This is a genomic window from Lysobacterales bacterium (assembly GCA_016721845.1).
Classification (GTDB): Bacteria; Pseudomonadota; Gammaproteobacteria; order Xanthomonadales; family Ahniellaceae; genus JADKHK01.
Window position 1 is genome coordinate 271,536 of record JADKHK010000005.1, and the last position, 22,600, is coordinate 294,135.

A 22,600-nucleotide genomic window follows, 5' to 3' on the forward strand; every position below is an offset into this window, starting at 1 on the left:
CGGAAACGGCTATGATTACGGCGTTTCCGCCACTCTTTCTGAGCAGAGCGTCGGGGCAAGCTATCGGCATGCGGACCATCCGTCCGCCCTTCGGAGCGTGTCATGAGTGTTTTGTCTGCCGTTCGTAGTCTTGGTCTTGCGGCACTGATCGCGGCCCTGCCGACCGCGGCCCAGGAAGCTGGCGATGCGCCGGCCCTGATTTCCGATACCCAGTACACCGCCGTGTTCACCCAGTCGCAGAGTTCGTGGCTGTTGCATCCGGCCGCGGCTGGCGCGCTGATGCGCCTCGACGTGCGCTGCCGCGACGATGCCGCGATCGCCCCGGGCCTGTGGCTGGTCACGACCGATGCGGTGGGCCAGGTCGAACTGGTCGCGCCGTCGGTCACCGTGCTGCCGCCCGGACATCCTGAGCGCATTCCGCTGCTGGCCTGCGATTCGGCGGTGAGCGGCGGCCTGCACCTGCCGGCCAAATTCATCCAGACGCTGGCGCGCGAACACGGCGCGGTGCGCATCGATGGTTGAGCGGCCGACCGCGCTGCGACTCGGCATCCTCGTCTTCGACGGCGTGATGATGTCGAGTATCGCGGCGCCGAGCGATGCCTTGCGCGTGGCCGACAAGCTGGCGCAACTGCGCTTCGGCGCTGCGGCCCCGGCATTCCGCACCGAATTGATCCACGCCCGCGGCAGCAACGCGGTGATGACGTCCAGCGGCATGACCCTGTCCGGGATCGTGCCGCTCGAACGCGATCCGGATGTCTTGCTGATTCCCGGTGTGATGCATGGCAGCGCCGGCGAATTGCTGAGCCTGACCGCCGGCATGGAAATGGAAATCGCGCTGATTCGGTCCATGCATTTGCGCGGCGTGCGTGTCGCCGGCAGTTGCACCGGCACCTTCCTGCTGGCGATGAGCGGCCTGCTCGACGGCCGTCCCGCCACCACCAGCTGGTGGCTGGCCGCCGCGTTCCGGCAGGCCTTCCCGCTGGTCGAATTGCAGGCGGATGAACTGGTGGTCGAGTCCGGTGAAGTGACGACCGCGGGTGGCGCCTCGGCGGTGCTGGATTTTGTGCTGCGCCAGATCGCGCGGGTCACCGATGCCGCACTGGCGCAGCAGACCGCGAAGCTGCTGCTGGTCGATCCCGAGCGCCAGAGCCAGGCGCCGTACGTGTCGGCGGCGTTGATCGAAAAGCCGCGTTCGACCCTGACCGAAAAGATCGAGAAACTGCTGTCGCAGGAAATGCATCGCGCACTCAGCGTCAGCGAGATCGCGACGCATGTCGGCACCAGCGAACGGACCTTGCTGCGCCATTGCCAGACCCAGTTCGGCGAAGGTCCGCTGGCGCACCTGCAGCGGCTGCGGGTCGAGCGCGCGAAGGCCTTGCTCGAAACCAGCCGGCTCAGTTTCGACGAAATCGTCGAACGTTGCGGCTACTCCGATGCCGCGAGCTTCCGCAAGCTGTTCAAGCGCGAAACCCACCTCACGCCGGCCGATTACCGAGAACGCTTCACGCTGCGCGCGCACTAGCCGCGCAGCGTCGGCTTCACCAGATCTGCACCCGCGTCGCGTCCGGTCGCACCATCGCATCGCCGGCCTTGCAGCCGAATGCCTCGGCGAAGCCGTCCAGGTTGGCGTAGGGGCCGTTGACCCGGAACTTGCCGGGCGAATGCGGGCCGACATTGACCTGGATCTTCAGCGCTTCGTCGGTGTAGCTACGGCGCCAGATCTGCGCCCAGCCGTGGAAGAAGCGCTGTCGCGGCGTGAGCCCATCGATCATCGCCGCCGCACGGTCCTTGAGCGCGAAGTCGAGCGCGCCGTAGGCCATGGTCACGCCGCCCAGATCACCGATGTTCTCGCCGAGCGAGACGCGACCGTTGAGCTTCAGCCCGGGCAGCGCCTCGAATTCGCCGGCCTGCGCCACCAGCTTCTCGGCGCGGGCGTCAAATGCCATGCGGTCCTTGGCAGTCCACCACATGTTCAGGCGACCTTGCGCATCGAAGCGCGAACCGGAATCGTCGAAGCCGTGCAGCAATTCGTGGCCGATGACCGCGCCGATGGCACCGTAGTTCAAGGCGTCGTCGGCGTTCATGTCGAAGAACGGCGGCTGCAGGATGCCCGCGGGAAACACGATCTCGTTCCAGGTCGCGTTGTAATACGCGTTCACCTGCTGCGGTGGCATGTTCCATTCGCGGCGATCGACGGGCTGGCCGATCTTGGCGAGGTTGAGCTTGGTCAGGTGCCGTTGCAGGGTGCGGACATTCGCGAAGTGTGCGTCGCGCGACAAGGCCACGTCGCCGTAGTCCTTCCATACCTCGGTGTAGCCGATCTTCGGCGTGAACGTCGACCACTTTTCGATGGCCTGTGCGCGGGTCGCATCACCCATCCACGGCAATTGTTCCAAGTGCGCACGCAGCGCGGTCTTGAGATTGCCGATCATGGTCATCATGCGCGCCTTCGCTTCCGGCGGGAAATGTCGGGCCACGAAGAGTTGCCCGAGCGGGTCGCCTAGCAAGGTGTTCATCTGGTCGATGGTCCGCTGGTCGCGCGGCTTCAGTGCTTTCTGTCCGCGCAATACGGTCCCGGTGAAGGCGAAGTCGGCATCGACGAAGCGCTTCGACAGGTTCGCCGCGGCGCCGTTCACCAGGTTCCAGCGCAAATAGGCCTGCCAGTCCTTGACCGGGGTCTTCGCCAGTTCGCGCTGCATCGCCGCAAAGAAAGCCGGATGCGACAGCGAGAAATCCTTCGCGCCGGTCACGCCCACGGTGTCGAAGAAGCTGCGCCAGTCGAAGGCGGGCGTGACCGCATTCGCGGCGTCGAGCGTGACGACGTTGTAACTCTTGTTCGGATCGCGCAGTTCCTCGCGCGGCAGCGCCGCTTCGGCGAGACGTGTTTCCAGTGCGAACACGGCATCGGCCTGCTTGCGCGCCTGCTTCGCCTTGACGCCGGACAGTTCGAGCATGCGCGCGATGTGCGCACGATACTGGTCGCGCAACTTGACCGAATCGGCATCGGTTCGCGTGTAGTAGTCGCGATTCGGCAGGCCGAGCCCGCCCTGGGTGGCGTAGGCGATGACGCGCGAAGTGTCCTTCAGATCCTGGCGGACGCCGAGTCCGAACAACACCGGCGTGCCGCGGGCATGCCATTGCCGGACCAGGGCCACGACATCGTTGCGCTTGCGCAGACGGTCGATGGCCGCGAGGTCGTCGGCGATGGGTGCGGCGTCGCGTTTCTCGATCGCCGCTTCGTCGAGTGCGGCGGCGTAGAACGATCCGACCAGCACTTGCGGCGAACCGGCGGCAATCGTGCGCACCGCCATCGCCTCGCGCGCGATCTCGCGCAGCTTGGCGTTGTTGCGCTCGTCCAGTTCGTTGAACGTGCCCCAGCTTGAATAGGCCGCCGGCACCGGGTTGTTCTTGAGCCACGTCCCGTTCGCGTGCTGATAGAAGTCGCTGCAGGCCGCAGTCGCCGGGTCGAAGTTCTTCGGGTCGAGGCCCGATGCATTCGTTTGTGCGAGCAAGGGGCTGATGGCCAGCGCCATGGCGGTGGCGAGCAGGGAACGAATCAGCATGGGCGATCTCCAGAGCAACGGAATCCGCCATCTTAGGTGCGCGTCGCAATGGCCCGACGCGGCACGGGACGAGCCGTCGCCGATCAGGGATGTTCCGCTTCGGCGTGTTCGCGTTCGTGCCGGATCAGGTAAACGCCGCTGGCGACGATGATGCCGGCGCCGATGAAGACGTAACGGTCCGGGAGCGTCTGCCACAGCAGCCAGTCGAGCAGCACGCCCCAGGCCAGCGCGGTGTATTCGAACGGCGCGATCGCCGAGGCTTCACCGAGCTTGAAGGCGATCGTCACCGCGTATTGCGCCAGTGCACCGGTGACGCCGATGACGACGATCGCCGGCCAGTGTTCGCTGGCGATCGGCGTCCAGTCCGGCCAGGCGAGCAGGCCGGCGCCAAGCCCGACCATCACGGTCATCCACAGCACCATGCTTTGGGTACTGTCGGTCTTGCCGAGCGTGCGCACGGTGATCGCCGACAGCGAATAGCCGAGGGCCGAGGCGATCGCGGCGAGACTGCCGAGGCTCATCCAGCCTTCGCCGGTCGGACGCATCGCGACGATCACGCCGACCAGACCGACGCAGATTGCGATCCAGCGCCGCGGCCCGACCTGTTCGCCGAGCAGCGGCGCCGACAGCGCCGTGATCAGCAGCGGCGCGATGAAGAACAGGGTGTAGGCGTCCGCCATCGGCAGACGCTTCAGTGCGTAGGCGAAGGTCGCGAGCATGACGATCGAGAGCAGGCCGCGCAGCAGGTGCATCGACCAGCGAATGCGCAGCAGCGACACCGGCGCCACCGTTGCGACCGCCCACAGAAACACCAGTGGCGCCGAGGACAGGCCACGCAAGGCTGCGACCTGCATCGGCGGGTAGTGCGGCGCCAGCCACTTCATGCCGGCGTCCATCAACGAGAACAGCCCGACCGCCGCGACCATCGCGATCACGGCCCGGGCATAGCGGCTTCGGTGCGGGACGGAGGCGACAGGCATCCGTCCAGTCTAGCCGGTCGACGCAGCGCGCCTGCGTCGCGGCACCTTTGCTTGCGATCAGCTGCCGCTGCGCACCAGCAGCGATTTCGCGATCGCGCCATGGACCTGGCCGACGCCACGCACCAGGTGCATCATCGAGAACAGCAGGATCACGCCGGCCGTAAACAACAGCGGCAGGGCGACTTCCGGCGGCAGCGCCATCAACCCGAACTCGACATCGTCGGCGCGCATGTGCTGGCTCATCCAGCCGAGGCGGTCGGCGAGGTAGAGCAGGGGTGCGGCGATGAAACCGAACGCGAGCGAGAAGCCGGTCACGGTCAGCGTGAAGTAGACGATGCCGAGCGGCAGCATGATGAACAGGTACAGGATCGTCGACCAGGTCCGCACGTCGCCGAGCATCTCCTTGATGCGATCCATCCATCCGACCGAGCGATCCGAATACAAGGGTCGACGCGGCATGCGCGTGCCGAGCATGGTCTCGACGATGCGGCCTTCGACCAGCGACAACACCCGCGTCAAACCGAGGAACAGCAGGAAGAACGGAATGCCGATGATCAGGATGGCCAGGCCGGCGCTCAGGCTCAGGCCGGCAGTGGCGAAAGTGAAATAGATGATGCCGGTCGCCATCGACAGCAGCAGATAGAAGATCGCGCCATAGGTGCGCGGATCGGCGGCCACCCCGAAGAAGCGCCCGGCGAGCGAGCGTCGCGGCGTCGCCTTCGGTGGCTCGATCGCGCGCCGCACCTTGTATTCGGTATCGCGGTAGATCGACGCGACCTCATCCGGGGCGCCATAGCTCGACGCGACCTTGGCAATCACCTGGGCTTCCGATTGTCCCGATTGCTCGGCCAATTCGGACCGCAGGAACTCCTCGGCGTCGTACAGCGCGTCCTGCACGAGCGCGGGATCGGCCCCCGACAGCGCTGCACGCAGCGCATCCAGGTAGGCATCGATCGTGGTGGGCAGGGCGGTGTTCATGCTGTTTTCTCCGCAAGGGTCTGATCAATGAGGGTTCGATCCACGAAATCGCGCGTGGCGCTCCAGGACTCGGCCCATTCGCGCTGGACTTCGCGGCCCAGTTCGGTGATGTGGTAGTAGCGTCGCGGTGGACCCGATATCGACGGTTCGACCTCGCTTTCGGCCAGGCCAGCGCCTTCGAGGTTGCGCAATACCGGATACAGCGCGCTCTGCTTGCCGGCGATGACGCCTTCGCTCGAACCCTCGAGCAGCTTGGCGATCTGGTAGCCGTACAGCGGCTGCGTGGCCCGCGACAGCACGGTCAGCAGCACCAGCGATACGGTGCCTGCCGCGAGTTCTTTCTGGAATTTCTTGAGGAACAACTCGGTATCGGTCATCGCACTGTACTCCTGTGTTGCCAGTATATCGAAGTACGCAATACTGTGAACATGACTGAAGACATAGCGCAACACATTGTCAAAGATGTGTCGATTTGTGGCAGTGCGGCATGACCTTCGGCAGGAGCGCCCTCTAGTCTCGCCGCGCCTCAGATCTTGTTCGGCGCGCAAGGCGCGCTCCCAGGGGGGACAAGTCGTTCCAGGTCGAGGGTTGCAGCGCCATGCGCTGCGTTGTTGTGCATGACAGGACCCGACGCGACGACCGCTGGTCGCCCCGCATTCGGGCCATGTCTGGTTCTGCCGATACCCACATCACCCATCGCCGGAGACATCGAGACCATGAAGTTCCAGAGCCTTCTGATCGCCACTGCCATTTCCGCCGTTCTTGCCACCGGTTCCGCCAGCGCCATGCGCCTCGACGATCCGGCGGTCGAAGCCAATGCGCGCCACCTGATTTCGGCCAATGCCGGCAAGGTGTTCACGGCGGCCGACGATCAGTTCGCGCTGCGCAACATGACGGTGGATGCCGACGGCACGGAACACGTGCGCTTCACCCGGACCTACAAGAGCCTGCCGGTGATCGGTGGCGATTTCGTGGTGCATTCGCAAAAAGGCCGCCTGCTGTCGGTCAGCCAGACCATGAACAGCAAGATGCGCCCGTCGATGGCGACCAACATCAGTGACGAGGACGCGATCATCGCGGCCGGCACCGCCTTCGGTACCGGCTTCAAGGGCATGCCGAGTGCGCGCCAGGTCGTGTACGCGCGCAACATGGCCCCGCGTCTCGCGTTCGAAGTCGTGATGATGGGCGAGAAGCGCGATCAGACGCCGACCGAGATGCATTACTTCGTCGATGCCAAGTCCGGCGCCATCCTCGACCAGTGGGACATGGTGCACACCGCGAAGCCGGGTTCCGGCGGCGGTGGCGGTACCGCTGCGGTCGGCACGGGTCGCACCCTGCTGTACGGCGATGTCGTCCTCAACACGGCCTCCGCAAGCGGTACGTTCAACCTGACCGACACCACCCGCGGTGGTGGCGCCACGTACGACGCCCTGAACCGCACGTACTCGACGGCGGCCCGCGGCGCGACGTTGTTCACCGACGCCGACAACACCTGGGGCAACAACGCGACGTCGGACCGCGCCACCGTGGCCGCCGATGCGCACTACGGCGTGGCGACGACCTGGGACTACTACAAGAACAACCATGGCCGGAACGGCATCTTCAACGACGGCAAAGGCGTGAAGAGCTACGTCCATGTCGGCAACGGCTGGATCAATGCCGCCTGGTACGCCAACGCGATGTATTACGGCGACGGTGGCAGCGGCTATGCGCCGCTGGTGTCGCTTGACGTCGCCGGCCACGAAATGAGCCATGGCGTCAACCAGGCCGAAGCCAATCTCGCCTACTCGAACGACTCCGGTGGCCTGAACGAGGCGAACTCGGACATCATGGGCACGATGGTGGAGTTCTACGCGAACAACCCCAGTGATCCGGGCGACTACAAGATCGGCGAGGAGCTGTCTTCCAGCCCGCTGCGCTACATGTATGACCCGAACCTGGACGGCAACGCGTCCTACGACTGCTATCCGGCTGGCGGTCTGGGTGGTGTGGACCCGCACTATTCCTCGGGCCCGGCCAACCACTTCTTCTACCTGCTGGCTGAAGGCACCACCTCGCTGACCAAGACCTGCGCTGCGGGCGACAGCAAGAACGCCACCGGCAGCGGTTCGCTCTCCGGCATCGGCCGCACCGCCGCCGCCGCGATCTGGTACCGCGCGATCCGTGACTACATGACCTCGAGCACGACCTACCCGGGTGCGCGCAGCGCAACCCTGCAGGCCGCGACGGCGATCTATGGCGCCGGTTCGTCGCAGTACAACGCCGTTGCGGCCGCGTGGAGCGCGATCAACGTCAACTGATCGGCTGCGTCCGCACCGTTCGAGCAGAGGCCCGCGCAAGCGGGCCTTTTGCTGTGGTGCCCGGACGATCGGTCATTCGAAGCCACTGGCGAAGCCGGCGAAGAAGCTGTCCAGCGGTGCTTCGGCGGCCCCGACATCGCAGGCGCCGCCACGTTGCTGAGTGGGGTCATCGACGCAGCGCGGCTGCAGATCGAGACCGGCATAGTTCGCCGCAAACGTGCTGTCCGGACAGACGTCGATCAAGGCCGATCCCGGTCGCGGGCGGAAGTCATTGCTCGCGACGTCGCGATAGCCGGCGGCATCCACGCCGCCAACCATGCAGGCGCTCGTCGTACCCGAACTGCCGAGCAGTTGGTCGTAGGCAACTGCGATCATCTGCACGCTGGCATTCGATGCGCCGCTGAAGTGCTGGGCCGGCACAAGAGTTCCGGCCGTGGTGCGGGCGCGGTTGTCGAGCAGGCTGACGCCACGAAAACTCGTGAACTGTGCCGGATCGTTGACCCGTGAGCCGAGGCCGACGATCGTGTTGCCGGTCTGGTCGTACTGGTCCGAGCGATCGCGCATCAGGTTGCGGGTGATCACGCTGCTCTCGAAGCGCGTCGACGGACCCCAGGAAAAGAAGGCCGGATTGCCGTAGGCGCAGTTGTCGCTGAGCAGGGTCTGCGACACGTAGGCACTGACCTTGTCCAGGTAGAGACCGCCACCCTGTCCGCTACCGGCGCCTTCCGAGGGACAGTTGTTGCCGGCGACATTGGCTTCGATGCGCGAGCAGAATTGCCCGGCCGCACACTGCACGCGCCAGTAGTTCGGATAGTCGCGTTGCAGCTGCAGTTGGCCGCCGACGGCGTAGATGCCGCCGCCGTAGCGGTTCGCGTGGTTGTTGCGCACGGTCAGTTCCTGCGCGTCGAACAGCCAGCCGCTGCCGAGCAGGGCGATGCCGCCGCCATCGTTGGCGCGGTTCTGTTCGACGATCAGTCCGGTGGCCGTGGTGTAGGGAATCTCGTCGCCATAGGCCCCGACATAGACATTGCTGCTGTCCGCACCGATGCCGCCGCCGCGATAGGCCGAGTTGTTGCGAATGACGACGCGATCGGCGCGCAGCTTGATCAGCGCACGCTTGCCGGCGATGCCGCCACCGAGACCGTTGCGTGCGGTGTTGCCCCGGATATCGACGTCTTCGCCGATGTCGATGCTGGCCGGGCTGAGCGTGCCGGGGCCCTCGATCATCAAGCCACCGCCGTCAAACTCGGTGCTGTTGTCGTGGATCTCCATGCGGCGCACGGTGACTGACCAGCGCCCGTACAGGTCGATGCCACCGCCGACGCCATCGTCACCGCCACCGCCGCCGCTGAGGTTGATGCGATCGAGGCTGAGGGTGTAGCTGCTGCCGGTGGTTTCGCGCACGCTCAGCACCGATGCGCGGCCGTCGCCGACGATCGTGCTGCGTCCGACCTGGATCGCATTCGCAGCGCAATCGCTCCAGCCGCCGCTGAGGGCAAGCGACTGGTTGCTGATGGCGAGATGTTGCGCGGTCAGCACCGCGGTGCTCGCGATCCGGATCTCATCCGGGCCGGACAACCCGTCGGCCAGCGTGATCGCAGTCGCGAGCGAGGACGTGTTGCAGTCGCTGCCGGGTCCGACGGTCAGCACCGCGGCCTGCGGAGCGGACGCGGCGAGTGCCAATGCAGCAAGGACTGAGAAACGATGGACGCGCATGAATGTTCTTCCCGTGTGCACGCCGTTGGCGGCTTCGAGAGAGAGAACGGGATGGCTGCGGTGAACGTATCAGCGATGCTGAACGCCCGGTTCAGTGGGCGAGACGCTGCATCAATGCGGCGAGTCGTGGCCGTTGCGGTGCCTGCTTCGCGAGCACCGGATCGAGGATGCGCCGCGCCGCGTCGGCATGTCGGCGCGCCGCAGCGGCATCGCCGTCCGCGAGGTCGAGTTCGGCAAGATCGAGTTCGACGTCACCGACACCGACATAGTCCGGGTTGCGCGTGCGGGCCCAATGCTCGCCGGCGCGGCGCAGCAGGTCGCGCGCGCCATCGACGTGTCCGAGGCGTGCTTCGACGAGGCCTCGCGTCCGCAGCAAGGCGCCGACACGCGGGCTGTCCGGTCCGCCCAGCGCGTCGACGCGAACCTGGTCCAGGTGGGCGAGCGCCTTGATCGCAGAACCGTAGCGGCGCTCCCATTCGGCAAGATGCAATTGCTGGCGGGCGCGCTGCAGGTCCCAGTCGTTGCCGGGCAGATCGGCGATCGGTTGCGCCAGGAGCTCGCGCGATTCCTCGGGTTTGCCCATGAACATCAGCAGGCGCCCGAGGTTCTGGCTCAGGTTCGCGAGTTGGTAGGGTTCGTCGCGCGCATGCTGCCGATACACCGCCAGCGCCTCGCGCAGAAAGGGTTCGGCGCGTGCGTAGTCGCCCTGCTCCTCGTACAGCGAGCCGACGTTGTTCAAGTCGATCGCGAAGCTCGGATCGTGCGGATCCAGGGTGGCGCGGCCGATGTCGAGTGCCGCCACCAGTTGTTCGGTGGCTTCCAGCGTCCGGCCCTGCTCGTAGTAGGCGGAGCCGAGCGAACTGTAGGCATTCGCGAGCAGAAAGCTGTCGTGGCCGAGCAGGTGCTCGCGTTGCGCGATGATGTCCTTGAGCACGGTGATCGAACCGTCGGCATCGCCCTGCGCGCGCAGGACGGCGGCGTGCGTGGTCATCAACCCCAGCAGATCGGGATCGTCCGCCGCCATCGTGCGGCGCAGGGTGCGCAGGGCACGCTCCGATTCGGCGCTCGCTTCGGCGTGGTGTCCGGCCAGCATCAGTGCTTCGGCGAGGTACATGCGCAATCTTGCGGTGCCTTCGCCGTCCGCGCCGCGCCGCGTGCTGCTCTCGGCGATCGCCTGGCGCAGCAGGGCTGAGGCTGCAGCGTGGCGGCGCTGCTTGGCCAGCATGAAGCCGATGTCGCCGCGCAGGTCGATCGCCAGCACGTCCATGCCGGCCTGCTCGGCCACGGCCAGCGCCTCGCGATAACGGGCTTCGGCCGCGACATAGTTGGCGCGGTCATCGAGGGCCGACGCCAAGGTGCGGCGATGTTCGATGCGCACCGCCGCGGGCTGTCGCGAGCTGTCGGCGAGTTCGATAGCGGAACGCAGCACCGCCGTTGCCCGTTCCGGTTCGCCGAGATAGCCGTAGATCCTGCCCAGCACGCCCTGCATGCGGACGCGGGTGGCGGCATCCAGGTCCTGGCGCTGCGACAGCACGTCGGTGCCGCGGTCGATCAGCCCGACCGGGGTCAGCACGCGCGCTTTGCCGGCACCGGGCTCGGCCTCGCGGAACACGTCGACGAGAAAGTCGCTGACCGCCGCCGCCGCCGCGGCTTCGTCGCGCGCCTTGTATTCAGCGCGATAGGCGTGCTCGCGTTCGACCTGCAACCAGGCCGCTGTGCCGACGATCAGCACGACGGCCGTCGTCCCCAGCGTGACGCCGAGCGGGTGACGACGCAGGAACTTGCCGATGCGGTACAGCGTGGTGTCCGGACGGGCCTTGATGGGACGACCGCGCAACCAGCGTTCGAGGTCTTCCGCGAATGCCTCGGCGGAGGCGTAACGACGCTGCGGTTCGGGGGCGCAGGCGCGTGCGACGATGGCATCCAGGTCGCCGCGCAGGCGACGTTGCCACGCCGGTGCTGCGCGCTGGCTGGGTGCCGTGACGCGCCCGTCCTCGGCGACCTTGGGTTCGCGTGCGCTCAACAGTTCGCACAGCACCAGCCCGAGTGCGTAGACATCGGTGGCCGTGCTGATCGGATCGTTGCGTTTCTGTTCCGGGCTGGCGTAGGCCGGCGTGAACCAGGGCTGGGTCGCGGTCGCGTAGCGTTCGCCGGGCGCAAACAGCTTGGCGATGCCGAAGTCGAGCAGGACCGGACGGCCATCGTCGCGCAACAGGATGTTGCCGGGCTTGATGTCGCGATGGATCACCAGGCGCTGGTGCGCGTAATGGACGCCGCGCGCGATCTGCGCCACCAGGCGCGCGCGTTCACGCAGGTCGAGGCCGCGATCGCTGCAGGCCGTGGTCAGCGGCTCGCCACGCACGTATTCCATGACCAGATAGGGATGGCCATCATCGGTCTCGCCGCCGTCGAGCAGGCGTGCGATCAGCGGATGGTCGAGCGAGGCCAGGATCTGGCGTTCATGCCGCAACTGCGCAGCGGCATCGCTGGACGCGATGGCGCGATTGATCTTGATCGCGGCCTGTTGCTCGTACTGCGCGTCGGCCCGTTCGGCCAGCCAGACCACGCCTGCGCCACCGGCGCCGATCTCGCGCAGCAAGCGCCATTGCCCGAGGCGCACGCCGGCATGGCCGACGGCACTGCCACTGTTCAGGGCCTGGTCGAAGCGATCGGTCAGCGGTTGTGCGGCGGCGTCGGCCGCGAGCAGGGCGTGCAACTCGGCCTGCAGTGCAGTATCAAGGTCGAGCGTCGCCAGCCAGACCGCGCGTTGCGTCGCCGGCATCGACACCGCCTGGTTGAACAAGTCTTCCAGTTGCTGGAAGCGCGACGACGCCATCAGGCCAGGCGTTCCTTCATCCATGCACGTGCGAAACGCAGGTCGCGGTTCACCGTGGCCAGCGAGACATCGAGCGTCTGCGCGACTTCCTCGAGCCCGAGCCCGACCAGGAAATGCAGCTCGATCACGTCGGCCTTGCGCGGATCGAGCGTGCGCAGTTCCGCCAGGGTCTCATGCAGCGATTCGACTTCGCCATTGATTGCCTCGCCGGGTTCGAATTCGGCGGCAGACAAGGTCACGTGGATCTGGCCACCGCCATGTTTCATCGCGGCATCACGGCGCGCGAGATCGTGCAGGAAATTGCGCATCGCGACCGCGACGGTCTTGAAGAAGTGCGCGCGGTCCTGCCAGTTCACATCGGCTTCGAGCAGATTGGCAATGACTTCGTTGGCGAGTTCGGTCGGTGCCAACTGCTCGCGCGGATGCGCCATGCGCACGCGTTGCGCAGCGATCTGGCGCAGACGGTCGTAGACCAGCGCGAGCACCTGGTCGGCGGCACCGGCTTCGCCGCCGCTCCATGCACGCAGCAGGCGCGTCAATTGCGGGTGTGTCGTGTCGTCCATCGTGTTCCCCGTGGCTAGCCCGGGTTCGCGACGCGCCAAAGGACCGGCACGAGCACGAGCAATGACGCCAGGCGCAGCGATTCTATGAGCCAGCCCCATCGACCATGATCTGCCAGACGGCACAGGGACCAGGCCGAGACCGCGACCCAGCCGCCGTACGCCAGGACCGCCGTCCAGGGCCAGCGATCGGATACCGCGAGGCAATGGGTGCCTGCGCCGAGCACGATCAGGAACTGCACGAACAGGTAGGCCGATTCGAACCGCGACAAGGGCGGGTTGAACTTGCGCTTCGCGTTCTCGAGATCGAAATCGGGCTTCGGAAAACGTGCGGCGACGTCGGCCGGACGCCAGCCCGGCGGCTTGATGAACACGCGCAGCTTGTCCGCCCAAGACTGCGCATGCCAGGCATCCTTGGCGAGCGCCGCGAACACTTCCAGGTTCGCCCACAGCGGCGAGAAGGTGCCGAGGCGACTGCGCGTGCCGTAGACGCAGGGCTCGCGCTCGTCCTCGTCGATGAAGCTGCCGAACATCCGGTCCCAGAGGATCAGGATGCCGCCGTAGTTCTTGTCGAGGTATTTGTCGTTCACCGCATGGTGCACGCGATGGTTCGAGGGCGAGGCGAACACGCGGTCGAACCAGCCGAGCTTTCCGATCTGTTCGGTATGGATCCAGTACTGGTAGAGCAGGTCGATCAGCCCGACGACGATGAACACGATCAGCGGGAAGCCGAGCACGGCCATCGGCAAGTAGAAGATCCAGCCAAGCAGGAAGCGTGAACTGGTCTGGCGCAGCGCCGTCGAGAGATTGAACTCCTCGGACGAATGATGGACCACGTGCGTCGCCCACAGGATGCCGACCTCGTGGCTCATGCGGTGATGCCAGTAATAGAGGAAATCGTAGAGCAGCAGGCCGAGCGCCCAGGTCCACCAGGCATCGACCGGCAAGGTCGTCACGCGCAGATGCTCGAAGCAGAACGCGTAGATCGCGATGATCACGAGCTTGGTCGCGAGTTCGGTGATCTGCGAGGTCGTTCCGAGCGACAGCGACGCAAGCGTGTCGTTGACGCGATAGACCGATCGTCCGCGCGCACGCGCCACGCCGAACTCGATCAGCATCAGCACGAAAAACACCGGGATGGCGTAGACGATGGGATTCATCGGGATTCACTCCGACTTGGGTCGCCAGATGTCGACCGCGAACTCGGGCTCGTAAGGCGGCACATTGCATTCAATGACATCGCCGGGTGCGATCTGCAAGGTGATCCCGGCGACATCGGCATGGACCGGCAACGCATTGATCCTGCGGTCGACGAGCACCGCGACATGCGCCGACAGCGGCTCATGGCGGCGTACCCACTCCAGCACGCGGAACACCGAGTGCCCCTGGTACAGCACGTCATCGACGACCACGACGCGGCGCCCGGCGAAATTCGCCTGCGCCTGCAGCGGTGTTTCGGTCAGCGCGGTATCCGGATGCAGCAAGGTCAGGTCATCGCCGTAGCGCTTCACCTTCAGGTCGGTGCGGGTGATCTCGAGTTCGGGCCGCAACCGCGCCAGTCGCTCGTGCAGCATCGCCGCCAGCGGTGCGCCGCGACGCAACACCCCGACCAGCACCACCGGATGCGCATCCAGCTGCATCGACAATTGTCGTGCCATCCGCTCCATCACCGCATCGAGGTCGTGCGTCGTGTAGGCGCGGAAGCGTTGTTCGGTCATGACGGGGACTCCGGGGTTGCAGGTTCGCGATTCGGCTCGGGCCGCAGCCACAGCCAGGTGCCGGTCATCGTCATGATGGCGCTGCCGGTAGCGGCCATCCACCATTTGGGGGCGGTCACGAACATGATGACGGCGCAGGCGACCATGGTGATCGTGGCGGCCCATTTGGCGCGACGGCTGACGGCGCCGCTGGCTTCCCAGTCACGGATCATCGGACCGAACACGCGATGCGCCTGCATCCAGTCGTGCAGCCGCTTCGAGCCACGTGCAGCGGCCCAGGCCGCGAGCAGGATGAAGGGCGTGGTCGGCAGGCCGGGCAGCGCGATGCCGATGACGCCAAGTGCGAGCATGGCCCAGGCGAACAGGAGATAGGCCCAGCGCGGGATCAGGGGATGCGGTTTCACGGTCCGCTAGCTTAATGCCTCGCCCGCAGCCTGCGGGTGTGGCTTCGGCTCGACCGGACCAGGCCGGGGGTCCATGAGTCCGGTACGAGCCGTCGACACACCGGGATGGCGCCGTCCTGGCGGGTGATCCCGGGACCCCGACGCACTCCGGCATCGTGTCCGTTCCGGGCCGTGGGGCCCGGAGTCCCTGTCCTTCGTTCAGGCGGCTTCGCGTGCGTAGTCGCCCTCGAGCCAGCCCCACAGCGCGATTTCGGCGGCATCGTCCATCGGAATGCGCAGCGCCACCGTACGCACATCGCCGATCTGCAAAGCCGGCCCGAAGCGCTCGGTCTTCAGGCCGAGATTGCGGATCAAGCGTTCGACGCCGACGCTGGTGACGGTGACGATCTCCTGGATGCCGTTGCGGCGTACGAAGCGCAGCATTTCCCGGATCATCGCGACCGGGGTTTCATTCATGCCGAAACGCGCGCCCTGCTCATGCCTGGCCACGGCGAAGCGACTGGCTTCCCAGATCGTCGGGTCGCTGGGCGCGGCATGGCCGTGCAGCAATTCCGGGAACACGTCCTTGAGCATGTACGGGCCGGTGGTCGGCAACAGCCGCCAACTGCCGGTGGCGCGGCGCGCGTCGTCCGGATGGCGGGCGACGATGTAGGTCGGTTCGAGGCGATCGAACCAGTCCTTTTCCTTGCCGTGATGGCTTTCCACCTGCCACTGCAGACGTTCGGCGAACATCTCGTGACGCAGGGCATACATGCTGTCGAGCAAGGGGGCGGAGATGTTCTTCCAGTCAGGCCGACCAATCAGGATCTCTTGCATGGCAATCGCTCCGGCGGGGTAAGGCGCGGAGTGATCACAGCGTCAAGCTGTCGTATTGGGCAGCTGTCAGTTCTGACAGGTTGACGGGATTTCGGTGACGGCGATCCCGGTTCCGGCGCGCCATCACGGCCGGGCGGGGCGAACCCGATTCAGTCCAGCAGGCCGAGCACCATGGCCTTGGCGACGGCCTGCTGGCGGGTGGCGACGCCAAGCTTCGAACAGGCATTGCGCAGGTGGAAGATCACGGTGCGTTCGCTGATCGCGAGCAGCTGCGCGATATCCCAGCCGCTCTTGCCTTCGGCCGCCCATTTCAGGCACTCGCGCTCGCGCTGGCTGAGCGCGCGGATGTCGCGCATGCGACTGCCGAACATCAGGTTCGACGCGGCCTGGTGGACATAGGTCGCGAGCAGCATCGCTTCCGCGCAGACGGTCGACTCGGTGATCGGATGATTCGGGTCGGCCGCTGCATACGACATCATGCCGAACTGGCAGCCGAGGCCATGCAGGGGCACGCTCAGACCCTTTGCCAGGCCGAAGTCGCGGGCTTCGTCGACGATGCGCTGGCCCACCGGGTCGGGTCGCGCCAGTTCTCCCGGCGAGCGTGCCAGTTCGCTCCACAGCGTCGGCACGACATGGGTGCGCGAATAGTTCACGGTCGGATCGCGGAAGGTGTAGCCGGCTTCGAGGTAGTGATTGCGCCAGTCGTCCGGGTAGCCGTTGAGCACGAATTGCTCGCTGCGTGTCGGCGTGACCGCCACCAGTGCACCGTAGATCCAGTGCTCGAAGCCGAGTTCGCTCGCGATGGCGTCGACCGAACGCGTCAGCGATTCGACCGTCTCGGCGGCCGCGATCCGCACAAGCGTGTCGATGTTGACCAGCGGACGTGCCGGGGGAGGGGCGCGCAGGTTCATGGCGACCCGATGCTAGCGCGACAGTTTGTCACCACAATAGCCCTCCCCCGTTCGGCAATGGCGATGCGCAAGATCCTCCACATCGACATGGACGCGTTCTACGCCTCGGTCGAGCAGCGTGACGATCCGACCCTGCGCGGGCGCCCGGTGGTGGTCGCATGGAAGGGTGCGCGTTCGGTCGTCTGTGCCGCGAGCTACGAGGCGCGGACGTTTGGCGTGCGCTCGGCGATGCCGGCCCTGCGCGCCGAGGCGCTGTGTCCGCAAGCGGTCTTCGTGCCGCCCGATTTCGCGCGGTACCGGGAGGCTTCGCGACGAGTGCGGGAGATCTTCGCGCGCCACACCGACCTGATCGAACCCCTGTCGCTGGACGAGGCCTATCTCGACGTCAGCACGAACAAGCAAGGCATCGCCAGCGCGACCGCGATCGCCCGATCCATCCGCGCCGACATCCGCGACGAGACCGGATTGACGGCGTCGGCCGGGGTGGCGCCGAACAAGTTCATCGCCAAGATCGCGTCCGACTGGAACAAGCCGGATGGCCTGTTCGTGGTGCGGCCGGAACAGGTGCTGGATTTCCTGGCCCCACTGCCGGTCGGGCGGATCCCCGGGGTCGGCCGGGTGATGGAAAGCAAGCTCGCGACGCTCGGCATCGTCACCGTGGCCGATCTGCGCGCAGCCGAACTTCCGGCGCTGGAGGCGCGTTTCGGGCGTTACGGCCGGCGCCTGCATGAACTGTCGCTCGGCATCGACGAGCGCGCCGTGGTGGCCGAGCGGCCGACGCAGCAGATCTCGGCCGAGGACACCTACGCCGACGACGTGCCGCTGGCGGCGACCGGGCCGATGATCGAAGCGCTGGCGCAGAAAGTCTGGCGTGCGGCCGAGCGCGAGCCGGAACGCGTCGCGCGCACCGTGGTGTTGAAGTTGAAGACGCGCGAGTTCCGGATCCTGACGCGCAGCCTGACGCCGCCGATGGCCCCTGCCGACGCCGCCGCGCTGACGCGCATCGCGCTGGCACTGCGCGAACGCGTTGAACTGCCGGCCAGCACGCGGTATCGACTGGTCGGCGTCGGTCTCGGCGGCTTCGTCGATCGCCACGATGCATCGATCCAGCCCGGGTTGTTCGCATCCGACTGATACCCTCGGCTGCCCGAAGGAGTCCTCCATGTCGAACCCCGCTCCAATCTCGTTCAGCGCCGCCGAACTGCGCGATTATTTTGCCGGCCAGGCCCTGGTCGGCATGTTGCCGATGCCGAGCCGCCCCGGCGTGTTGCCGCTCACCGTCGACCAGATGGCCGAGCGCGCCTACGAATATGCGGATGCACTGCTGCGCGCACGCGGCAAACGCCAGCCCTGAACTTTCCCGACCGCCGGGCGTCACTGCTACGCTTGCGCATCGTTTGTGATCGCCCATGTCCGCCGACCTCGCGTCCTACGCCCGCCATCCCTGGTCCAAGCCGCTGGCCGCAGTGATCAATGCACTGCTGGTCGCGCTGTTGGTGTACCTGCTGACACGTTTCCTGTGGCTGGCGCTGGACTGGAATGCGCCGCTGCCGAGCGCCGGACCGCTGCCGGCCAACGACCCGGCCGCCGCGGCCCCGGCGCCGTCCCTGTCGCGCTGGCATCTGTTCGGCAATGCCGGATTGTTGCTCGACCATCGGGCCCTGGCGAATGCACCGGAAACGAATCTTCCGATCGATCTGCGCGGCGTGCTCGCCGGCGAAGATCCGAAGCATGGTCGGGCCTTCATCGCCGATGCCAATGGTGAGCGCGGCTACAACGTCGGGCAGGAAGTTGCGCCCGGCGTCACTCTCGATGCCGTCTATCCGGATCGTGTCGCGTTGTCGCGTGGCGGCGCCATCGAAGTCCTGAAATTGCGCACCCCGGAAGCGACGGGCGTGCCCGCGGCCGCGACCACCGATGGTCAACGCACGGCCGTGGTCACGCCGTTCACGACGCCCGCGACCCGTCCGGCAACTGCGGCGGTGGCGAATGCGCCGATCGATCGCACGATGTTCGGCCAGGTCACCGCACCCAATCTGCCGATGACCGGCGTCGACATGGAAAAAGTGAAGCAGCAGCTGGGCGTCGATCCGGCCGTGCTCGCGAACCAGATCACGCCGATGCCGGTGATGGAGAACGGCCAGTTCGTCGGTGTCCGCCTCAATGGCGGGCAACACGCCGCCGTGTTGCAGAAGCTCGGCCTGCAGCCCGAGGACGTGGTCACCGCAATCAACGGCGTGTCGGTCACCGACCCTTCGCGCATTGGTCCTGCGGTCGCCGGCCTGTCGCAGGCCTCGCGCATCGAAGTCACGGTGCGCCGCGACGGCAAGCCGCACACCCTGACCGTCGATATTCCCCGCTGATTCGAAACTTCGGAGCATTCATGAGCCCACGTCCGCTGGCCCTGCTGATCGCCCTTGCATTTGCCGCCCCGCTTGCGGCCCAGCAGGCTCCGGGTGCGCCCTTGTTGAATGGCAAGAACACCTTGAACCTGAAGGACGCCGACGTGCGCACCTTCATCAGCACGGTCAGCGAGATCACCGGGAAGAATTTCATCGTCGATCCGCGCGTCGAAGGCAAGGTCAACATCATCTCGACCCAGCCGATGGACAAGGACGAGGTCTATCGCGTCTTCGAATCGGTGCTGCGCGTGCATGGCTTCGCGCTGGTGCCGGCCGGCGACGTGATCAAGGTGCTGCCGGAAGCGGTCGCGGTGCAGGACGGCGCCGCGTCATCGCCCGTGGTCGGGCCGGATTCGCTGACCACGCGCGTGATCCCGCTCAAGTACGTATCGCCGAATGCGCTGCTGACCGTGCTGCGACCGCTGATTCCGCAGAGCGGCCAGATTGTCGCCAGCCCGTCCGGCAACGCCATCATCGTCACCGATCGCGCCGGCAACGTCGCGCGCATCGAGAGCATCATCGGGCGCATCGACACGATCAGCGACAGCGCGGTCGAGGCGATTCCGCTGCAGCACGCGAACGCGCAGGAAGTCGCCAGCACGCTCAACAAGCTCGGTGGCGGCGATGCCAATGGGGCCAAGTCGGCGATGGTGGTCGCCGATGCGCGCACCAATTCGATCCTGCTGTCCGGCGAGAGCAGCGCCCGCCTCAAGGCGCGCGCGATGATCACCCACCTCGACACGCCGCTCGATGCCGGCGAGAGCACCCAGGTCGTGTATCTGCGTTATGCCGATGCCGAGCAACTGGTCGCGGTGCTCGACACGGTCGCCGCGACCCTGACCGGCGGCAGCACGGCGAAGGATTCGGCGCGCGTGGCCACCATCCAGGCGCACAAGGACACCAACGCGCTGATCATCACCGCGGCGCCGGCCGTGTTCCGCTCGCTGCAGTCGGTGATCCGCAATCTCGATGTGCGCCGTGCCCAGGTGCTGATCGAGGCGCTGATTGCGGAAGTCAGCGACGAGACCGCGCGCGAGATCGGCATTCAGTGGCAGGCGACCGACGGCTTGTCGCAGGAAGGCGTGGTCGGCGGCACCAATTTTCCGACGACGGGCAACGGCGGCATCGTCGGCGCGATCACCAATCCGCTGGGCGCGCTGGGCGCGCTGGGCTCGGGCCTGAACCTCGGGTACATCACTGGCACCACCACCATCACCGGCGCGAATGGAGAAGAATCGACGGTGTATGAAGTCGGCGCGCTCGCCAAGCTGCTGCGTGGCGACAGTCGCTCGAACATCCTCAGCGAACCCAGCATCGTCACCCTCGACAACAAGGAAGCGACGATCAAGGTGGGCCAGGAAGTCCCGTTCCTGACCGGTCAGTACACGAACACCGGCAGCAGCGGCGGCGGTGCGAACCAGCCAACGAATCCGTTCCAGACGATCGAGCGCAAGGACGTTGGCCTGACGCTCAAGGTGACACCCCACATCAACGAAGGCGACGAAGTGGCGCTCGACCTGAATCAGGTCGTGTCTTCGCTGGCGCCCTCGGTCGATGGTGCCTCCGACCTGATCACCAACAACCGCGAGATTTCGACGTCTGTGCTGGTCAAGGACGGCGGCATGCTCGTGCTCGGCGGCCTGACCACGCACGAAATGACCGAGAGCATCTCCAAGGTGCCGGCGCTCGGCGACATTCCGCTGCTCGGCAACCTGTTCAAGTACCGCAAGGCCAACATGGTCAAGCGCAACCTGATGATCTTCCTGCGTCCGCGCATCCTGCGCGATGCGAATCAGGAAGCGATCCTCTCGCAGGAGAAGTACAACTTCCTGCGCGCCGAGCAACTGCGTGTGAACGCCTTGCCCGGCAACACCACCCCTGAACGCGACCAGCCCTTGATGCCGGCAGCGCCGACGGCGCTCCCCGACGAGGCGCAATGATGCAGCAGGTTCCACGCCCGCCCTTCGCGTTCGCGAAACGCCATGGCGTGACCCTGCTCGAATGGCGCGATGCGGCGGCGGTGGTCGCGCATCGGCCGGACGCACGCATCGAGGCCTTGGCGGAAATGCGCCGTTATTGCGATGCACCGATCACGCTGCAGGAACTCGATGCGACCGCGTTCGAACGCTTGTTGCGCGATCTCTATGAGCAGGGTGGCGACGATGCCCGGCAAATGGTCGCGGACATGGACGGGCGCGTCGATCTCGGGGCGCTGGCCGAGGAATTGCCCGAACCCGAAGACCTGATGGAGAGCGACGACGACGCCATCGTCATCCGCCTGATCAACGCGCTGCTGACGCAGGCGGTGAAGGAAAACGCCTCCGACATCCACATCGAGCCGTTCGAGAATCGACTGGTCGTGCGCTTCCGTGTCGATGGCCAGTTGCGCGAGGTGCTGGCGCCGCAACGGGCCGCGGCCGCGCCGATCGTGTCGCGCATCAAGGTCATGGCCAAGCTCGACATCGCCGAGAAGCGCCTGCCGCAGGACGGCCGCATCGCGCTGCGCATCGCCGGGCGTCCGGTCGATGTGCGTGTCTCGACCATTCCGGCCGGATACGGCGAACGCGTGGTGCTGCGCCTGCTCGACAAGCAGGCGGGCCGTCTCGATCTGGAAAAGCTCGGGATGCAGTCGGCGATGCTGGCGCAGGTGAATGACCTGATCGCGCGCCCGCACGGGATCCTGCTGGTTACCGGCCCCACCGGGTCCGGCAAGACCACGACCTTGTATGCCGGCCTGTCGCGCTTGAACGACGCGACGCGCAACATCCTTACGGTCGAGGACCCGATCGAGTACTACCTCGACGGCGTCGGCCAGACCCAGGTGAACACCAAAGTCGACATGAGCTTTGCACGCGGACTGCGCGCAATCCTGCGCCAGGACCCGGATGTCGTGATGGTCGGCGAAATCCGCGATCTGGAGACCGCGCAGATCGCGGTACAGGCCTCGCTGACCGGGCATCTGGTGCTGTCGACCCTGCATACCAATTCCGCAGTCGGCGCGGTCATGCGCCTGCGCGACATGGGCATCGAACCCTTTCTGCTGTCGAGTTCGATGATCGGCGTGCTGGCGCAGCGTCTGGTGCGCGTGCTCGATCCGGAAACGCGCGAGGCCTATGCCGCGACGCCGACCGAACTCGCGGCTTTCGGGTTGCCGGCGAACACGCAGGTCACGCTGTATCGGCCGCGTGCCGGCCTGCCCGGCAAGTTCGCCGGTTACAAGGGTCGCACCGGCGTGTACGAACTGGTGCTGGTCGACGACGCGATGCGCAAGCTGATCCACGAAGGTGCGTCGGAAGCGGTGCTCGAGGCCGAAGCGCGCAAGCGCACGCCCTCGATGTCTGCCGACGGCTGGGCCAAGTGCGTGGCCGGCATAACCTCGGTCGACGAAGTGTTGCGCGTCACCCGCGAGGACTGAG

General features: G+C 66.2%; 20 protein-coding genes. 8 read left to right on the forward strand and 12 right to left on the reverse strand.

Features of this window, described 5'->3' with window-relative positions; translation table 11 throughout:
- Positions 1 to 102: 102 nt before the first annotated feature.
- Positions 103 to 522, forward strand: coding sequence for a hypothetical protein (locus IPP28_03630; GenBank protein MBL0040140.1), 420 nt, complete (start codon positions 103 to 105; stop codon positions 520 to 522).
- A complete protein-coding gene (locus tag IPP28_03635; protein ID MBL0040141.1) occupies positions 515 to 1,522 on the forward strand; it encodes a helix-turn-helix domain-containing protein in 1,008 nt (335 codons plus the stop codon). Before IPP28_03630 ends, IPP28_03635 begins: the two co-directional genes overlap by 8 nt.
- A 16-nt stretch (positions 1,523 to 1,538) precedes the next feature.
- Here the strand turns inward: IPP28_03635 and IPP28_03640 are convergent, their stop codons facing one another.
- The 4 genes from IPP28_03640 to IPP28_03655 form a co-directional block, all read right to left on the reverse strand.
- The gene (locus IPP28_03640) at positions 1,539 to 3,563 is read right to left on the reverse strand and encodes a M13 family metallopeptidase (protein ID MBL0040142.1); all 2,025 of its coding nucleotides are present in this window, start codon (positions 3,561 to 3,563) and stop codon (positions 1,539 to 1,541) included.
- A gap of 83 nt (positions 3,564 to 3,646) precedes the next feature.
- Positions 3,647 to 4,489, reverse strand: a complete 843-nt coding sequence (locus tag IPP28_03645; GenBank protein ID MBL0040143.1) for a DMT family transporter — start codon at positions 4,487 to 4,489, stop codon at positions 3,647 to 3,649.
- Positions 4,490 to 4,600: 111 nt separating this feature from the next.
- The gene (locus IPP28_03650) at positions 4,601 to 5,521 is read right to left on the reverse strand and encodes a sensor domain-containing protein (GenBank protein MBL0040144.1); all 921 of its coding nucleotides are present in this window, start codon (positions 5,519 to 5,521) and stop codon (positions 4,601 to 4,603) included.
- Positions 5,518 to 5,898 carry a PadR family transcriptional regulator gene (locus tag IPP28_03655; protein MBL0040145.1) on the reverse strand — a complete coding sequence of 127 codons (381 nt, stop codon included), beginning with the start codon at positions 5,896 to 5,898 and terminating at the stop codon, positions 5,518 to 5,520. The genes IPP28_03650 and IPP28_03655 overlap by 4 nt, the downstream gene beginning before the upstream one ends.
- A gap of 339 nt (positions 5,899 to 6,237) precedes the next feature.
- Here IPP28_03655 and IPP28_03660 point away from each other — a divergent pair, with 339 nt between their 5' ends.
- Entirely contained in the window at positions 6,238 to 7,821 is a 1,584-nt protein-coding gene (locus tag IPP28_03660) for a M4 family metallopeptidase (GenBank protein MBL0040146.1), read from the forward strand.
- Positions 7,822 to 7,893: 72 nt separating this feature from the next.
- On the opposite strand, the gene IPP28_03665 is transcribed toward IPP28_03660, so the two are convergent.
- The 8 genes from IPP28_03665 to IPP28_03700 all read right to left on the reverse strand — a co-directional run bounded on the left by IPP28_03665 (position 7,894) and on the right by IPP28_03700 (position 16,782).
- Complete coding sequence (locus tag IPP28_03665; GenBank protein ID MBL0040147.1) at positions 7,894 to 9,537, reverse strand: right-handed parallel beta-helix repeat-containing protein; 1,644 nt, start codon at positions 9,535 to 9,537, stop codon at positions 7,894 to 7,896.
- 91 nt (positions 9,538 to 9,628) lie between these two features.
- The gene (locus IPP28_03670) at positions 9,629 to 12,373 is read right to left on the reverse strand and encodes a serine/threonine protein kinase (protein MBL0040148.1); all 2,745 of its coding nucleotides are present in this window, start codon (positions 12,371 to 12,373) and stop codon (positions 9,629 to 9,631) included.
- Complete coding sequence (locus tag IPP28_03675; protein ID MBL0040149.1) at positions 12,373 to 12,936, reverse strand: sigma-70 family RNA polymerase sigma factor; 564 nt, start codon at positions 12,934 to 12,936, stop codon at positions 12,373 to 12,375. The genes IPP28_03670 and IPP28_03675 overlap by 1 nt, the downstream gene beginning before the upstream one ends.
- A 14-nt stretch (positions 12,937 to 12,950) precedes the next feature.
- The gene (locus IPP28_03680) at positions 12,951 to 14,093 is read right to left on the reverse strand and encodes a sterol desaturase family protein (protein MBL0040150.1); all 1,143 of its coding nucleotides are present in this window, start codon (positions 14,091 to 14,093) and stop codon (positions 12,951 to 12,953) included.
- A 6-nt stretch (positions 14,094 to 14,099) separates the two neighbouring features.
- Positions 14,100 to 14,651 (reverse strand): phosphoribosyltransferase, encoded by a 552-nt coding sequence (locus tag IPP28_03685; protein MBL0040151.1) that lies wholly within the window; start codon positions 14,649 to 14,651, stop codon positions 14,100 to 14,102.
- The gene (locus IPP28_03690) at positions 14,648 to 15,001 is read right to left on the reverse strand and encodes a YbaN family protein (GenBank protein ID MBL0040152.1); all 354 of its coding nucleotides are present in this window, start codon (positions 14,999 to 15,001) and stop codon (positions 14,648 to 14,650) included. The genes IPP28_03685 and IPP28_03690 overlap by 4 nt, the downstream gene beginning before the upstream one ends.
- Before the next feature lie 252 nt (positions 15,002 to 15,253).
- Positions 15,254 to 15,871, reverse strand: coding sequence for an acyl-homoserine-lactone synthase (locus IPP28_03695; protein ID MBL0040153.1), 618 nt, complete (start codon positions 15,869 to 15,871; stop codon positions 15,254 to 15,256).
- Positions 15,872 to 16,020: 149 nt separating this feature from the next.
- Positions 16,021 to 16,782, reverse strand: coding sequence for a LuxR family transcriptional regulator (locus IPP28_03700; protein ID MBL0040154.1), 762 nt, complete (start codon positions 16,780 to 16,782; stop codon positions 16,021 to 16,023).
- Between the two features lie 63 nt (positions 16,783 to 16,845).
- Here IPP28_03700 and dinB point away from each other — a divergent pair, with 63 nt between their 5' ends.
- Genes dinB through gspE form a run of 5 tightly spaced genes read left to right on the forward strand, consistent with a single transcriptional unit; the run spans position 16,846 to position 22,599 of the window.
- Positions 16,846 to 17,916, forward strand: a complete 1,071-nt coding sequence (gene dinB, locus IPP28_03705; GenBank protein ID MBL0040155.1) for a DNA polymerase IV — start codon at positions 16,846 to 16,848, stop codon at positions 17,914 to 17,916.
- Between the two features lie 28 nt (positions 17,917 to 17,944).
- Positions 17,945 to 18,136 carry a hypothetical protein gene (locus tag IPP28_03710; protein MBL0040156.1) on the forward strand — a complete coding sequence of 64 codons (192 nt, stop codon included), beginning with the start codon at positions 17,945 to 17,947 and terminating at the stop codon, positions 18,134 to 18,136.
- 55 nt (positions 18,137 to 18,191) lie between these two features.
- Positions 18,192 to 19,145, forward strand: a complete 954-nt coding sequence (gene gspC, locus IPP28_03715; GenBank protein ID MBL0040157.1) for a type II secretion system protein GspC — start codon at positions 18,192 to 18,194, stop codon at positions 19,143 to 19,145.
- Between the two features lie 20 nt (positions 19,146 to 19,165).
- Positions 19,166 to 21,124 carry a type II secretion system secretin GspD gene (gspD, locus tag IPP28_03720; GenBank protein MBL0040158.1) on the forward strand — a complete coding sequence of 653 codons (1,959 nt, stop codon included), beginning with the start codon at positions 19,166 to 19,168 and terminating at the stop codon, positions 21,122 to 21,124.
- A complete protein-coding gene (gspE, locus tag IPP28_03725) occupies positions 21,121 to 22,599 on the forward strand; it encodes a type II secretion system ATPase GspE (GenBank protein ID MBL0040159.1) in 1,479 nt (492 codons plus the stop codon). The genes gspD and gspE overlap by 4 nt, the downstream gene beginning before the upstream one ends.
- The last annotated feature ends 1 nt before the right edge of the window (position 22,600 follow it).

Coding starts and splice junctions, on each gene's coding strand:
- IPP28_03630 (MBL0040140.1), top strand. CDS start 103: ATGAGTGTTTTGTCTGCCGTTCGTAGTCTTGGTCTTGCGGCACTGATC.
- IPP28_03635 (MBL0040141.1), top strand. CDS start 515: ATGGTTGAGCGGCCGACCGCGCTGCGACTCGGCATCCTCGTCTTCGAC.
- IPP28_03640 (MBL0040142.1), bottom strand. CDS start 3,563: ATGCTGATTCGTTCCCTGCTCGCCACCGCCATGGCGCTGGCCATCAGC.
- IPP28_03645 (MBL0040143.1), bottom strand. CDS start 4,489: ATGGTCGCGGCGGTCGGGCTGTTCTCGTTGATGGACGCCGGCATGAAG.
- IPP28_03650 (MBL0040144.1), bottom strand. CDS start 5,521: ATGAACACCGCCCTGCCCACCACGATCGATGCCTACCTGGATGCGCTG.
- IPP28_03655 (MBL0040145.1), bottom strand. CDS start 5,898: ATGACCGATACCGAGTTGTTCCTCAAGAAATTCCAGAAAGAACTCGCG.
- IPP28_03660 (MBL0040146.1), top strand. CDS start 6,238: ATGAAGTTCCAGAGCCTTCTGATCGCCACTGCCATTTCCGCCGTTCTT.
- IPP28_03665 (MBL0040147.1), bottom strand. CDS start 9,537: ATGCGCGTCCATCGTTTCTCAGTCCTTGCTGCATTGGCACTCGCCGCG.
- IPP28_03670 (MBL0040148.1), bottom strand. CDS start 12,373: ATGGCGTCGTCGCGCTTCCAGCAACTGGAAGACTTGTTCAACCAGGCG.
- IPP28_03675 (MBL0040149.1), bottom strand. CDS start 12,936: ATGGACGACACGACACACCCGCAATTGACGCGCCTGCTGCGTGCATGG.
- IPP28_03680 (MBL0040150.1), bottom strand. CDS start 14,093: ATGAATCCCATCGTCTACGCCATCCCGGTGTTTTTCGTGCTGATGCTG.
- IPP28_03685 (MBL0040151.1), bottom strand. CDS start 14,651: ATGACCGAACAACGCTTCCGCGCCTACACGACGCACGACCTCGATGCG.
- IPP28_03690 (MBL0040152.1), bottom strand. CDS start 15,001: ATGCTCGCACTTGGCGTCATCGGCATCGCGCTGCCCGGCCTGCCGACC.
- IPP28_03695 (MBL0040153.1), bottom strand. CDS start 15,871: ATGCAAGAGATCCTGATTGGTCGGCCTGACTGGAAGAACATCTCCGCC.
- IPP28_03700 (MBL0040154.1), bottom strand. CDS start 16,782: ATGAACCTGCGCGCCCCTCCCCCGGCACGTCCGCTGGTCAACATCGAC.
- dinB (MBL0040155.1), top strand. CDS start 16,846: ATGCGCAAGATCCTCCACATCGACATGGACGCGTTCTACGCCTCGGTC.
- IPP28_03710 (MBL0040156.1), top strand. CDS start 17,945: ATGTCGAACCCCGCTCCAATCTCGTTCAGCGCCGCCGAACTGCGCGAT.
- gspC (MBL0040157.1), top strand. CDS start 18,192: ATGTCCGCCGACCTCGCGTCCTACGCCCGCCATCCCTGGTCCAAGCCG.
- gspD (MBL0040158.1), top strand. CDS start 19,166: ATGAGCCCACGTCCGCTGGCCCTGCTGATCGCCCTTGCATTTGCCGCC.
- gspE (MBL0040159.1), top strand. CDS start 21,121: ATGATGCAGCAGGTTCCACGCCCGCCCTTCGCGTTCGCGAAACGCCAT.